Annotated in this window: 11 protein-coding genes; 7 read left to right on the top strand and 4 right to left on the bottom strand. The window is 61.6% G+C overall.

Annotated features, from left to right (window positions below; genetic code table 11):
• The first annotated feature begins 65 nt into the window (after nucleotides 1-65).
• Both K9B37_RS10080 and K9B37_RS10075 read left to right on the top strand, forming a co-directional pair.
• Entirely contained in the window at nucleotides 66-1,568 is a 1,503-nt protein-coding gene (locus tag K9B37_RS10080) for a sensor domain-containing diguanylate cyclase (protein ID WP_224312941.1), read from the top strand.
• A gap of 146 nt (nucleotides 1,569-1,714) precedes the next feature.
• Nucleotides 1,715-3,913 carry a malate synthase G gene (locus tag K9B37_RS10075; RefSeq protein WP_224313081.1) on the top strand — a complete coding sequence of 733 codons (2,199 nt, stop codon included), beginning with the start codon at nucleotides 1,715-1,717 and terminating at the stop codon, nucleotides 3,911-3,913.
• Nucleotides 3,914-3,976: 63 nt separating this feature from the next.
• Here the strand turns inward: K9B37_RS10075 and K9B37_RS10070 are convergent, their stop codons facing one another.
• Nucleotides 3,977-5,023 (bottom strand): 5-oxoprolinase subunit C family protein, encoded by a 1,047-nt coding sequence (locus K9B37_RS10070; protein ID WP_224312940.1) that lies wholly within the window; start codon nucleotides 5,021-5,023, stop codon nucleotides 3,977-3,979.
• A complete protein-coding gene (gene pxpB / locus K9B37_RS10065) occupies nucleotides 5,020-5,739 on the bottom strand; it encodes a 5-oxoprolinase subunit PxpB (RefSeq protein WP_224312939.1) in 720 nt (239 codons plus the stop codon). The genes K9B37_RS10070 and pxpB overlap by 4 nt, the downstream gene beginning before the upstream one ends.
• A gap of 216 nt (nucleotides 5,740-5,955) precedes the next feature.
• Between pxpB and K9B37_RS10060 the strand changes: the two genes are divergently transcribed.
• On the top strand, nucleotides 5,956-6,741 hold the full coding sequence (locus K9B37_RS10060; RefSeq protein WP_224312938.1) for a 3-hydroxybutyrate dehydrogenase: 786 nt from the start codon (nucleotides 5,956-5,958) through the stop codon (nucleotides 6,739-6,741).
• A gap of 22 nt (nucleotides 6,742-6,763) precedes the next feature.
• On the opposite strand, the gene pip is transcribed toward K9B37_RS10060, so the two are convergent.
• The gene (gene pip / locus K9B37_RS10055; RefSeq protein WP_224312937.1) at nucleotides 6,764-7,708 is read right to left on the bottom strand and encodes a prolyl aminopeptidase; all 945 of its coding nucleotides are present in this window, start codon (nucleotides 7,706-7,708) and stop codon (nucleotides 6,764-6,766) included.
• Nucleotides 7,709-7,896: 188 nt separating this feature from the next.
• Here pip and K9B37_RS10050 point away from each other — a divergent pair, with 188 nt between their 5' ends.
• From K9B37_RS10050 to K9B37_RS10035, 4 genes are all read left to right on the top strand, one after another.
• A complete protein-coding gene (locus K9B37_RS10050; RefSeq protein ID WP_224312936.1) occupies nucleotides 7,897-8,970 on the top strand; it encodes an extracellular solute-binding protein in 1,074 nt (357 codons plus the stop codon).
• Nucleotides 8,971-9,034: 64 nt separating this feature from the next.
• Nucleotides 9,035-10,114: an ABC transporter ATP-binding protein gene (locus K9B37_RS10045; RefSeq protein ID WP_224312935.1), complete on the top strand. Its 1,080-nt coding sequence runs from the start codon at nucleotides 9,035-9,037 to the stop codon at nucleotides 10,112-10,114.
• On the top strand, nucleotides 10,111-10,974 hold the full coding sequence (locus tag K9B37_RS10040; RefSeq protein WP_224312934.1) for an ABC transporter permease: 864 nt from the start codon (nucleotides 10,111-10,113) through the stop codon (nucleotides 10,972-10,974). The genes K9B37_RS10045 and K9B37_RS10040 overlap by 4 nt, the downstream gene beginning before the upstream one ends.
• A gap of 3 nt (nucleotides 10,975-10,977) precedes the next feature.
• A complete protein-coding gene (locus K9B37_RS10035) occupies nucleotides 10,978-11,817 on the top strand; it encodes an ABC transporter permease (protein WP_224312933.1) in 840 nt (279 codons plus the stop codon).
• Nucleotides 11,818-11,824: 7 nt separating this feature from the next.
• On the opposite strand, the gene K9B37_RS10030 is transcribed toward K9B37_RS10035, so the two are convergent.
• Nucleotides 11,825-12,892 (bottom strand): dipeptidase, encoded by a 1,068-nt coding sequence (locus K9B37_RS10030; protein WP_224312932.1) that lies wholly within the window; start codon nucleotides 12,890-12,892, stop codon nucleotides 11,825-11,827.
• Nucleotides 12,893-12,913: the final 21 nt, after the last annotated feature.

Below are 12,913 nucleotides of genomic sequence, written 5' to 3'. Positions count from 1 at the left end.
GCATTTGCGCTAAAGCGATCCAAAGCGTCGAATCTCGCGCGAGCTCTTGATTTCGTGGAAGTTGCATGCCGTCTTCTCAGAACAATGCTTGGTCCGGATCGGCAAACCTGCTGAACGACGATGCGGAAATGTTCGATCTAGCCCCGGTTTCGCTCTGGTTGGAGGATTATAGCGGGATCCGGGATCTGTTCGAGGAATGGCGCCAGGCCGGCGTTACGTCGCTGCGGGAGTATCTGCAGGAAGACCTCACGCGTGTCGAAGCCTGCTCGAGCCGCATTCGCGTCATCAAGGTGAACCGCAAGACCCTGACTTTATTCGGGGCCGACGACCTTGCGCATTTGGTGGAGAACCTTGGGAACATATTTCGAAACGATATGCTCAAGGCTCATATCGACGAGATGGTGCAGCTTTGGAATGGGGAAGCCCAATTCTTCAGCAACACGGTGAACTATAGCCTTTCGGGCCAACGACTTGACATTCAATTAAAGGGAACAATTCTGCCGGGGCACGAGCAGAGCTGGGACCGGGTCCTGATCGCCATCGAAGACGTCACGGAACGCGAAACCGCCCGACGTCAGCTTGCGGACAGCGAACAATATGCACGCGGCCTTTTCGAGCACTCGCCGATTTCGCTCTGGGTCGAGGATTTCAGCAGCGTCAAGCGCCTCCTCGACGAGATCCGCGATAATGGCATCAGCGACTTTCGCGTCTTCACCGATGTCCATCCCGAGTTCGTTGAGCGATGCATGAACGAGATCAGGGTGATCGACGTCAATCATCATACCCTCGAACTCTTCGCCGCGCCCGACAAGCCGACTTTGCTGCGAAACCTGCGCGAGGTTTTCCGGGACGATATGGGGCCATCCTTCAGGGAGCAGCTGATCGATCTCTGGGAAGGAAGAATCTTTCAGCGGCGCGAGGTCATCAATTACTCGTTGCTAGGCGACCAGTTGCATCTGCACCTTCAATTCTCTGTTCTGCCGGGGCACGAACACGATTGGTCGCTGGTTCAGATTGCGCTGACGGATATCACCGCCCGCAAGAAGGCGGAGGCTTACCTCGAATATCTGGGTAAGCACGATGTCTTGACGAAGCTGCACAATCGCTCCTTCTTCGTCGACGAGTTGAACCGTCTCGAACGGAAGGGGCCGTTTCCGATTACGATCATCGTCGCCGATCTCAACGGGCTGAAAGCCACGAACGACCAGCTCGGGCATGCGGCAGGCGACGCCTTGCTTCGCCGGGCAGGCGAAGTTCTTAGCAAATCCATCCAGAAGCCGTCTCACGCTGCCCGCATCGGCGGCGATGAATTCGCGCTCCTTCTCCCCAATACCGATGAGCGCGAAGGCTTGATGGTCATGGAGAACATTGAGAAACTCGTGGCGATCAACAATCAGTTCTATTCGAGCCAGCCCCTGAGCTTTGCCATGGGCATTGCGACGGGCGAGCTTGGCGAGAGACTCGAGGACACCGTCAAGCGGGCGGATCTGGCAATGTACGAAGCGAAGAGAAACTATTACGCTCAAGGTTCCGGGATTTCGCAGTATCACGTCGCCCGGCCGGTATAGATTTTTCCGCGGGTTGCTTGGCAAGTCGCACGGTGGCCCAGTGACTACCGCCCTCTAGTATCGACCTTTTGGTGGCTAGCCCCTCCTTTTTCTCTGGGCGCGGCCTTAAGATAGGGTCGAAGATGCAATCAGGAAAAAACGGAATGATGAACCGCATCCAGAAGCACGGTCTGCAGATCGCACCGGTCCTCTACGATTTCGTGAATGGTGAGGCTCTGCAGGGAACAGGCGTGGCTCCGGAGGCCTTCTGGAGCGGTCTGGCTGGGCTCGTTCGCGACTTCGCCCATCGAAACCGTACCCTTCTGACGGTCCGTGATCAGCTGCAGGCGCAGATCGACGCCTATCACCAGGATCGCGCCGGCCAGCCTTTCGATCGCAGTCATTACGAAAATTTCCTGAGAGAAATCGGCTACCTTCGGCCAGAGCCGGAGACCCTTTCCGTTTCGACCGCCCATGTGGACGACGAGATCGCCCGTATGGCTGGGCCGCAATTGGTGGTGCCTGTCTCAAACGCTCGCTATGCGCTGAATGCAGCCAATGCCCGTTGGGGTTCGCTCTATGACGCCCTCTATGGGACCGATGTCATTCCTCAAGATGAAACCGGTCGCGCCGGCGGATACGACAAGGCGCGAGGCGCCAAAGTCGTCGCATGGGCGCGTGACTTCCTGGACCGGGCCATTCCCTTAGCGTCAGGAAGCCATAAGAACGCTGCGGCCTATGTCATTGAGAATGGTGCTCTCAGCGTCAGGCTTCAGGATGGGACGATCACGGGTCTCGCTCGTCCGGATCAATGGGTCGGTTATCAGGGCGATGCCGCCAACCCGTCCAGCGTGCTGCTTCGCCACAACGACCTTCACATCGACATCCGCATCGATCGCACGAGTCCCATCGGCGCCGATGATCCGGCAGGCGTTGCCGACGTGATCCTGGAGGCTGCGCTTTCGACGATCATGGACCTGGAAGACAGCGTCGCCGCCGTCGACGCGGATGACAAGGTGCAGGTCTACCGCACCTGGCTCGGCCTGATGAAAGGCGATCTGGTCGAATCGTTCGAAAAGGGCGGACGCACTGTCGAACGCCGTCTCAATTCGGATCGGGTCTACAAGTCTCCAAAGGGCGGCGAACTTCGCTTGCACGGGCGCAGCCTCATGCTGGTGCGCAATGTGGGGCACCACATGTTCACCGATGCGGTGCTCGACGAAGCAGGAGAAGAGATTCCCGAAACCATTCTCGACGCTGCCGTAACGGCACTGATCGGCAAGCACGACCTAGGCGGTTCCCGACCGCTCCGGAACAGCCGTACGGGCGCGATCTATATCGTGAAGCCCAAGATGCACGGCCCTGATGAAGTCGCGTACGCCAATGATCTGTTTGCCGCCGTCGAGGACATGCTCGGGCTCGCCCGCAACGCCCTCAAGATGGGCATCATGGATGAGGAGCGGCGAACGACCGTCAACCTGAGGGCTGCGATCCAAGCGGCGGCGGAGCGCATCTTCTTCATCAATACCGGCTTCCTGGACCGCACCGGCGACGAGATCCATACCTCGATGGAAGCCGGTCCAATGATCCGCAAGAACGACATGAAGTCGACGGCTTGGATCAAGGCCTATGAAGACAACAACGTCGATGTCGGTCTCGCCTGCGGCCTTCCGGGGCACGCGCAGATCGGCAAGGGCATGTGGGCGGCGCCGGACAAGATGGCCGACATGCTGGCGCAGAAGATTGCGCATCCGAGAGCGGGAGCCAATACCGCCTGGGTGCCCTCACCAACGGCGGCGACGCTTCACGCGCTGCATTATCACGAGGTCGATGTGCCGGCGCGCCAAGAGGAATTGAGAGGCCGTCCTCCTGCCAAGCTCGCCGATATCCTGACCATTCCCGTCTCGCAGTCCAACTGGGCGCCAGATGCGGTCCGTGAAGAGATCGACAACAATTGCCAGGGCATTCTCGGCTACGTGGTTCGCTGGATCGATCAGGGCGTCGGATGTTCCAAGGTGCCCGACATTCACGATGTCGGACTCATGGAGGACCGGGCGACCCTGCGGATCTCGAGCCAGCACCTGGCCAACTGGCTGCGCCACGGTGTCGTAACGGAAGAGCAGGTCATGCAGGCTCTCAAGCGCATGGCGGAGGTCGTGGACCGGCAGAATGCGGGCGACCCGCTCTATCGTCCGATGGCGCCTAGCTTCGACGGGCCTGCCTTCCAGGCGGCCTGCGACCTGATCTTCAAGGGCCGCGAGCAGCCTAACGGCTATACCGAATGGATCCTGCATCAGCGCCGCCGCGAAGCGAAGGCGGTAGGTGCGCCGGATCGCGCTGGCCAGAGCGGTATCGGCGCTCGCTGATATCACCCGAAGAGAGGCGCCTCACAGCGGCGCTTCTCTTCAAAGCGGAATTCCGGCTTTCCTTCACTTCGTCACGGCAACGCTCGGCCGCGGCACCTGCGGGTTCAAGGCGTCCACGGCGCCGCTGATCAGGTTGGCGGCAAGCAGGCGCTCCGTGGTGAGGGCAGGCTGAACGGGAACGAGGCGGCTCGGGAGAGCGGCGATCCATTCCTTCCGCGCCCGTGCCGCCAGCACGGCTTCCGAGCGATCTACTGCCCGGAAGCGGACCGACTCGCCGGGCCGAATTTGCGCCAGACGGCCAAGATCGGCACTGATCACGGTCGCGATCTTCGGGTAGCCTCCGGCCGTCTGCCGATCGCGCATCAGGACGATCGGCTGCCCGCTTCCAGGCACCTGGATATGCCCCTCGATAATGCCGTCCGAGACGATGTTGAAGCCGTTCGCATGGGTCAGGATCGGCCCCGCGAGTTGAAGGCCCATCCGATCCGCCTGCGGGCTGACGCTGTATTCGCTTTCGAGAAATGTCCGGATGGCGTCTAGCGTGAAGTAGTCGTCCTGCGGTCCGAGCATGACCCGGATCGGCCCGTCATCGTTGAGCGGTTCGCCCGGAAGATGCATCAGCGTGCCATCCTGCTCGCCATCCTGGCACGGCAGGCGATCTCCCGGCTGGAGGGGTTGCCCTTGGAGCCCGCCCATTCCGGAACGGAGATGAAAGGAGAGACTGCCGAGTTCCGGCGCGATCGTGAAGCCGCCCGCAACGGCGAGGTAGGCGAACGTGCCCTGTCGCGCATGGCCGATCTCGGCCGTTTCGCCCTCCTTGAGAAGGGCAGAGGTATGGACGGCAACGGGCTTGCCGTCGACGGTCAGGGAGCAATCCGCGCCGGCGAGCGCGATGCGAAGATCGCCGCCCACAGCGGTCACTGCGCCGCCAAGATGCATGAACTCGATGGCGCCGGTTTCCGGCGCATTGCCGACCAGTGCATTCGCGAGGGCCAATCCGCGACGGTCCATGGCGCCGGATGGGGACACGCCGAAGCGCTGATATCCATAGCGCCCATGGTCCTGAAGCGAGGTCATGGGACCGCATGATTTAATCACGAGCGCTGTCATCGTCCGATCTCTTCCGCGACGGGTTCTCCGGCTTGGGCGGCCTGCTCGAGATCCGTCCAAAGCGCTGGATCGATGGGGTCGAAGACGATCTCGTCGCCGGCTGCGAACAGAAATGTCGGATTCCGTTGCGGAGCGTAGCTCTGGACCGGCGTGCGTCCCAGAATATGCCAGCCGCTGGGGCATGCGATCGACGCGACAGCCGCCTGCGCGCCGCCGACGATGATCGAACCTGCCGGAATTTGCGCCCGTGGCTGCGTCCGCCGTGGCGTCGCCAGGCGCGGGTCGAGGCCTCCGAGATAGGCGAAGCCGGGCATGAAGCCGATCATATAGATGCGATACACAGCCGCGGCATGGATGGCGATAAGCGCGTCCGGCGATAGCCCATGACGCTGCGCCAAGTCTTCCAGATCAATTCCGAAGGGGCCGCCATAGGCGACCGGGACCTTCCAGCGGCGGCCTGTCGAAGTCTGGGGTGTCAGGCTTTGCGCCTCCGACAGCAATCTATGCGTCAGGCTGTCGTAGTCCGCGACGGTCGGATCGAAATGCACAAGCAGGGACCGGTAGGTTGGCACGGTCTCCAGGACACCGGGCAGTTCGCTTGCCCGAATGACCTCATCGAGGGCAAGGACCCTGTCGTTGACATCGGGATCGATCGTATCGCCGAACTCGACCGACAGGGCGCTGTCGCCACATGGGAGTATTCTGGCTGTCTGCACAATCGACCCGCTGCAAGATACTGTCACGAGGACCCGCCCATCTCATATCGGAGCGGAATGTTCAACGGAGCCCCGCGAGAGGATTGCGGGAAAAGCATGTCCGGAGAATGACCGCGGAAAGGATGGGTATGCGCTCGGCCGGACTCCCGCCTCAGGGTTGCTTCATGTTATGCCAGATCATCGGAAATGGTCTCATCAGCACATCCGGAGTATCTCATGACCCTGAAATCCAAGTCGGCCGTCGTCACGGGATCGACGAGCGGGATCGGCCTTGCCATTGCAAGGGCCTTCGCCAAGGAAGGGGCTTCCGTCGTTCTCAATGGTTTCGGTCCGGCCGAGGAAATTGCAAAGATCAAAGCGGAGATCGAAACCGAATTCGGCGTGAAAGCCATCCATTCCACAGCGGACATGACGAAGCCGGACGAGATTGCCGGGATGATCCGTCTGGCTGAGGAGACCTTCGGCACCGTCGACATCCTCGTGAACAATGCCGGTGTCCAGTTCGTCTCGCCCATCGAGGATTTTCCTGTCGAGAAGTGGGATCAGATCATCGCGATCAATCTCTCTTCCGCGTTCCATACGATCCGCGCAGCGCTGCCTGGCATGAAGGCGCGTCGCTGGGGCCGCATCATCAATACGGCCTCGGCCCACTCTCTCGTAGCGTCACCCTTTAAATCGGCCTACGTGGCCGCCAAGCACGGCATTGCGGGCCTCACGAAGACCGTGGCGCTCGAAGCCGCCACCTTCGGGGTCACGGTCAATTGCATCAGCCCCGGTTATGTCTGGACGCCTCTCGTCGAGAAACAGATTCCCGACACCATGAAGGCGCGGAATATGACCAAGGAGCAGGTCATCAACGACGTTCTGCTCGAGGCGCAACCGACCAAGCAGTTCGTCACCACCGATCAGGTGGCGGCCCTTGCCGCTTTCCTCTGCACTGATGCGGCCAGTCAGATCACAGGCGCCAACCTGTCCATGGACGGGGGCTGGACGGCGGAATAGACGATTCGTCCGGGCGCGCGCCTTACGCTCTCGCGAATGCGTCCGTCGCTTCGATCAGGTGGTGCAGGATGCCGGGCTCCGTAAAGGCATGCCCTGCATCGTCGACCATGATGAAACGTGCTTCCGGCCAAGCCTTGTGGAGGGCCCATGCGGTGGCCGGCGGCGTTGCGATATCGTAGCGCCCCTGGACGATGACGCCGGGAATACCCTTCAGGCGAGCGGCATCACGCAGGAGCTGCCCCTCCTCGAAAAAGCCTTCGTTGACGAAGTAATGATTCTCGATCCTGGCGAAGGCCAGGGCGTAATGATCGTCTCCGAATTGATTCGAGTAGTCCTGGTTCGGCAGGAGCGTGATTGTTTCCCCCTCCCATAGACTCCAGGCACTGGCTGCTGCCTGCTGGACGGCAGGATCGGGATGGGTCAGGCGCTTCCGGTAGGCGGCCATGAGGTCGCCGCGCTCCTCCGGTGGAATCGGCGCCAGGAAGCGCTCCCACTTGTCCGGGAACATCCAGGACGCGCCTTCCTGGTAATACCAGAGAAGCTCTTCGCGCCTGAGGGTGAAGATCCCCCTCAGGACCAGTTCGCTGACGCGGTCTGGATGGGTTTCCGCGTAAGCCAGCGCGAGCGTGCTGCCCCAGGATCCGCCAAAGACCATCCATTTCTCGGCTCCGATCATCGTGCGGAGACGCTCGATATCGGCAACGAGATGCCAGGTCGTGTTGGCGTCGAGGCTCGCATAGGGCGTCGAGCGGCCGCAGCCGCGCTGGTCGAAGAGAAGAATCTTGTACTTGTCCGGGTTGAACTGTCGGCGCTGAGAGGGCGAGCATCCGCCGCCGGGGCCGCCATGGAGGAAGACGACCGGCTTTCCCTCAGGGTTGCCGCAGAGCTCCCAGTAGACCCGATGTCCGTCGCCGACATCGAGCCAGCCGTGGTCGTAGGGTTCGATCTCAGGATAGAGGGTGCGCATGGCCAAGCTCCGAATTGGGATCGTTCATAGCCTGAAGCGCAAGTCGATGTCAGCTGTCCTTGCGTTAAATTGAGCCGGCTTATCGAGTGGGGTATAAACCTTTCAAGACAGTGGCGCGTCGTCCGACTGTCATATAGTTTTGCAACTGGGGAACACGGGCCGAACCCGGACCACTTTGGAGGATTACGATGTTGACCAAACGCGCCAGCCTGAAGCTGGCTACGGCTTTTGCCGCTTTGATGATTGCCGGCGGTGCGCAGGCCGCTGAGAAGCTGCGGCTTCTAACCTGGGCGGATTACGCGCCGGCTGACGTCGTGCAGCAATTCACCAAGGAAACGGGCATCGAGGTTGAGATCACCCTTTCGAACAACGAGGAGATGATCTCGAAACTGCGCGCCACGCAGGGTGCAGGCTTCGATCTCATCCAGCCGAGCCAGGACCGCATCGCCGGCCCGCAGCAGGAATTCGGCATCTACAAGCCGCTCGACCTGTCCAAGCTCAAGTCCGATCTCTTCATCGCCTCCATGCTCGAGGCCACGAAGAAGAACACGACGGTGGACGGTAAGGTCTACGGTGTTCCGCACATCTGGGGAACCGATGGTCTCGTGGTCAACACGAAGGCAGCGCCCAATGTTGCCGACTATCCGGATCTCTGCAGCCCGGCCGTCGCGGGCAAGTCGAGCTTCCGCGCCAAGCGTCCGACCCTGATCGCCTTCGCCTTCGCCAATGGCATGGATCCCTTCGCGGCCTACAAGGACCAGAAGCAATATGCCGACATGATGGAGAAGGTCGGTGCCAAGCTTGCCGAGTGCAAGAAGAACGTGAAGTTCTTCTGGGACGGAAAGGACCAACTCCTGAACGCCCTGCGTTCCGGCGAAGTCGTGGCGGCCATGGCCTGGGATACGGGCGGGTGGAAGCTGAACTCCGAAAACCCGGACATCAAGTTCATCGCTCCGAAGTCCGGCGCGCTGGGCTGGGTCGACACCTTCGCGATTCCGGCGAAGGGCCGCAATGACGATGCCGCCTACAAGTGGATCAACTTCAACATGCGTCCGGAGATCGCTGCGAAGGTTGCAGCCTCCGCCGGCAACTTCACGGCCTCGAACGGCGCCGACAAGCTGATGCAGGGCAAGCTGAAGGATCAGTTCGCAGAGAGCTTCCCGAAGGCCGCCATCGACAACATCAAGTGGTATCCGGCCGTGCCGGCGGGAATCGAGGAAATCGAGGGCAAGGTCCTCGACCGCCTGAAGGCCGGTTCCTGATCCTCTCCTGATGTCGTTCATCATCCCCCGGTTCGCCGGGGGATGACTTCTTATGCGTGCAGCCATGGCTTCTTCCAGCGATCTCGACCTCGTCGCCGTCACCAAGCGGTTCGGCCCTCATCTGGCCGTGAACGACGTGTCGTTCTCCGTCACCCGCGGTGATTTCTTTTCGATCCTCGGCCCTTCCGGATGCGGCAAGACCACGCTGATGCGGATGATCGCCGGCTTCGAGGACCCGACATCGGGTGATATCCGCATCCGCGGCAAGTCGATGGTGGGGGTTCCGGCCAACCGCCGTCCGGTCAACATGGTCTTCCAGAGCCTCGCGCTCTTCCCCATGATGAGCGTCGGTGAGAATGTCGCCTATGGGCTGAACTGCCGGGGCGTCGCCCGGGCCGAGGCCGAGCAGCGCGCCACGCGCATGCTGGAGCGGGTCGGCCTGAAGGGCTTCGCAGAGCGGCGGGTCACGGCTTTGTCCGGAGGGCAGCGGCAGCGCGTCGCGATTGCCCGCTGCCTCGTTCTTGAGCCGACCCTCGTTCTCTTGGATGAGCCGCTCGGGGCGCTCGATCTCAAGCTGCGCGAGCACATGAAGATCGAGCTGAAGCAGCTGCAGAGCACCTTCAACACGACCTTCGCTTACATCACCCACGATCAATCCGAAGCCCTCGTCATGTCCGATCGGATTGCCGTGATGAATCAGGGCCGCTTCGAACAGGTGGGGAGCCCGCGTGAGCTCTACCACAATCCCGCCACGCCGTTCGTCGCGAGCTTTGTCGGCGAGACGAATCGCTGGAGCGGCGAGGGGGGCGGAGCCGGTGGGACGGACATTCGTCTCGCCGCCGGCGCAACCGTTCACAGCACGGGTATTGTTCCAGCCAAGTCCGTCTTGTGTTTCGTGCGTCCGGAGGCGGTTGCGCTGTCTGCTAATGCCGAGAGCCTCGCGTCGCTTCCCAACCGCTTCGAAGGACGTGTTTCGGCAGTCCTGTTCGATGGAGCCAATTCGAGCCTGCTCATCGATACGCAGGGCTTCGATCAGCCGATTCGCGCCGTTCTCCCTCAGGCCGGGCCGCTGGCCGGGATCGAGGTCGGCGCTTCGATTCATCTCGGATGGACGGCGGACGCCATGAAGGTCTTTCCCGCATGAAGCCGGCGCGGAATCTCACCCTTTTCCTGCTGTTGGCGCCGGCCGTCATCTGGCTGGGCCTTCTGATCATCCTTCCCCACGTGGAGATTCTCGTCCTCTCCCTGAGCGAGCGGGTCGGGCCGCGGGTCTACAAGTTCGGCTTCGGCAACTATCTTGAATTCTTCACGGAGCCTCTCTACTGGCGCACCTTCGCGCGCACCGCGATCATGTCGATCCTGGTGACGGTGATCACGCTCGTGCTCGCCTTTCCGATCGCACTCTACATCGCGCGCGTAGCGCAGGGCCGCCTGAAGGCGATGTTGCTGCTCCTATGCCTTCTGCCGTTCTGGGTCTCCGAACTCGTGCGGACGCTGGGTTGGATGATGCTGCTGCGCGAGACCGGGCTGATCTCTTATCTGTTGCAAATGACGGGCCTCGTCGGCCAGCCGGTGGAAATGCTCTACAACGACGGCGCGGTCATCCTCGGCCTCGTCTATGGCGGACTTCTCTTCATGATCGTGCCGCTTGCCAATGCGCTGGAGAGTCTGGAGCCGTCCGTGGTCGAGGCCGGTTACGACCTGGGCGGCAGCCGGTGGACGGTGCTGCGCCGGATCGTCATTCCCCATGCGACGCCGGGCATCGTCGCCGGCTCGATCATCGTCTTCATGTTGACGGTCGGCAATTTCGCGACCCCGGTGCTGCTGGGCGGAAAGAACGGGCTCTGGTTCACGGAGCAGATCTATGCCCAGTTCATCACGCGATTCAATTGGCCGCAGGGTGCCGCCTTCGGCATGCTTCTGCTCGTGCTTTCATCGGCGATCGTCTGGGCTGGCCTCCGCCTGAGCGGGCAGAGCCTCGGAACGACCTTGCGGCAGGCTTGATCCATGAACCGGCCATCCCTTCTCTGGAAGCTCTATATCGCGGCGTTCTACATCTTCCTGTTTGCGCCGCTGCTCGTCGTCGCGATCTTCGCCTTCAATGCCAGTCCGTTCCCTTCGCCCCCTTGGAAGGGGTGGACGCTGGAATGGTTCATCGGCAATGGGTCGGTCTTCGGGAAGCCCGGTATCCTCATGGATCCGATTTGGCTCACCAGCATCGGCAACAGCCTGAAGGTGGCGGTTCCCGTGGCGCTGCTGGCGGTCCTGCTCGGGACGGTCAATGCCTGGGTGCTCGAGCGGGCGGAGTTTCGCGGCAAGACCATCGTCGCGATGATGATGCTCTGGCCGCTGGTCATTCCCGGCGTCATCCTCGGCATCTCGATCCTTGCCTTCTTCTCCCGCGTCGCGAACAGTTTGGAAGAGGTTCTTCAGACGGATCTCGATCTGCTGCGTCCCGGCCTGCCCCTCGTCATCCTGGGGCAGCTGTCGTTCATCCTGACGATTGCCACGCTGATCATTGCGGCGCGGCTGCGCAAATTCGACCGATCACTCGAAGAGGCAGCTCTCGATCTCGGCGCGAGCCGTGCTCATGTGCTGCGCACGGTCACGCTTCCGTTCTTAAGTCCCGCTCTTGTGGGAGCGGGGCTCGTCGCGCTGCTGATGTCGTTCGAGAACTTCAATACGACATTGATGCTGGTCGGTTCGGATCCGCCGCTGCCGATCACCATGTACGGCCAGATGCGGGAAGGAGCCACGCCGGCCATCAACGCCATCAGCCTTCTGCTGATGCTCGGCGTCGGTGGAATTGCCAGCCTCTTCGCCCTGACCTCGAAGGCACAGGGCTGAGGCGCGCTTACGCGCCCCAGGTCCGCTCCAGGACGTTGACCCAGTTCTCATAGCAGAGCTTGCGCACCGTTGCCTCGTCATAGCCGTGCTTGCGCATGGCATCGACGAGGCGGGGCAGGCCGCGCGCGTCGCCGATTTCCGCGGGAATCGTCGCGCCGTCGAAATCCGAGCCGAGCCCGACGCCATCCACGCCCACATGCTCGATGAGGTGATCCATGTGACGGATCATGTCTTCGAGGGTCGTGTTCTCGCTGCGCTGGCCGTCCGCGCGGATGAATGACGTAGCGAAGTTCACGCCGACCATGCCGCGGCTTTCACGGATCGCCGCCAGCTGCTTGTCGGTAAGATTGCGGGAATGCTGGCAGATGGCATGAGCATTGGAGTGCGTCGCGACGAGCGGAACGTCGCTGATCTTCGCCACGTCCCAGAATCCCTTCTCGTTGAGATGGGAGAGATCGATCATGATCTTGAGACGATTGCAGGCACGGATCAGCTCCTTGCCGAGCTCCGTCAGGCCTGGTCCCGTGTCGGGGCTTGACGGATAGCTGAACGGAACGCCGTGCCCGAAAATATTGGAGCGGCTCCAGACCGGCCCGATGGAGCGCAGGCCGCTGTTGTAGAGCACGTCGAGCATATAGAGATCGCCGTCGATTCCCTCCGCACCCTCGATGTGCAGGATCGCCGCGAGCGAGCCGGTCTTGAGGCACTCCCGGATATCGGCAGCAGTGCGGCAGATTTTCACCCGTCCCTCGGAAGCGCGCTCGATCCGCATCAGGAGCGCCGCCATGTGGACGGTGATCTTCTGGCTGTGATCGAGCCGAAGCGGCTCGGGGAGCGGAACATCGTATTGCGGCTGCGTCATCAGGGCGTCCACGTCGACGCCGCCGCCTTCGGAGGGAACGTAGACCGCGAAGAAGCCGCCCGCGAATCCGCCTTCCTTCATCCGCGGCAGGTCGAGATGGCCGATATTGTCGCCGTCGAGAAAGGCGCGCTCCGGTGGGAGCTTGCCGCGCATCAGGCGCAGAAGGACGTCGTTATGACCGTCGAAAACCGGCATCAAGGAAGATTGGGGCATGGGCTCACGCTGGGCAGTTGG

It is taken from the genome of Microvirga puerhi (assembly GCF_020089865.1).
Classification (GTDB): Bacteria; Pseudomonadota; Alphaproteobacteria; order Rhizobiales; family Beijerinckiaceae; genus Microvirga; species Microvirga puerhi.
This window is presented reverse-complemented; position numbering and strand designations above follow the sequence as displayed.

Excerpts from the sequence above, each read along its gene's own strand:
- K9B37_RS10030 (WP_224312932.1), bottom strand. The coding sequence starts at position 12,892 with ATGCCCCAATCTTCCTTGATGCCGGTTTTCGACGGTCATAACGACGTC.
- K9B37_RS10075 (WP_224313081.1), top strand. The coding sequence starts at position 1,715 with ATGAACCGCATCCAGAAGCACGGTCTGCAGATCGCACCGGTCCTCTAC.
- K9B37_RS10035 (WP_224312933.1), top strand. The coding sequence starts at position 10,978 with ATGAACCGGCCATCCCTTCTCTGGAAGCTCTATATCGCGGCGTTCTAC.
- K9B37_RS10060 (WP_224312938.1), top strand. The coding sequence starts at position 5,956 with ATGACCCTGAAATCCAAGTCGGCCGTCGTCACGGGATCGACGAGCGGG.
- K9B37_RS10045 (WP_224312935.1), top strand. The coding sequence starts at position 9,035 with ATGGCTTCTTCCAGCGATCTCGACCTCGTCGCCGTCACCAAGCGGTTC.
- K9B37_RS10040 (WP_224312934.1), top strand. The coding sequence starts at position 10,111 with ATGAAGCCGGCGCGGAATCTCACCCTTTTCCTGCTGTTGGCGCCGGCC.
- K9B37_RS10080 (WP_224312941.1), top strand. The coding sequence starts at position 66 with ATGCCGTCTTCTCAGAACAATGCTTGGTCCGGATCGGCAAACCTGCTG.
- pip (WP_224312937.1), bottom strand. The coding sequence starts at position 7,708 with ATGCGCACCCTCTATCCTGAGATCGAACCCTACGACCACGGCTGGCTC.
- K9B37_RS10050 (WP_224312936.1), top strand. The coding sequence starts at position 7,897 with ATGTTGACCAAACGCGCCAGCCTGAAGCTGGCTACGGCTTTTGCCGCT.
- K9B37_RS10070 (WP_224312940.1), bottom strand. The coding sequence starts at position 5,023 with ATGACAGCGCTCGTGATTAAATCATGCGGTCCCATGACCTCGCTTCAG.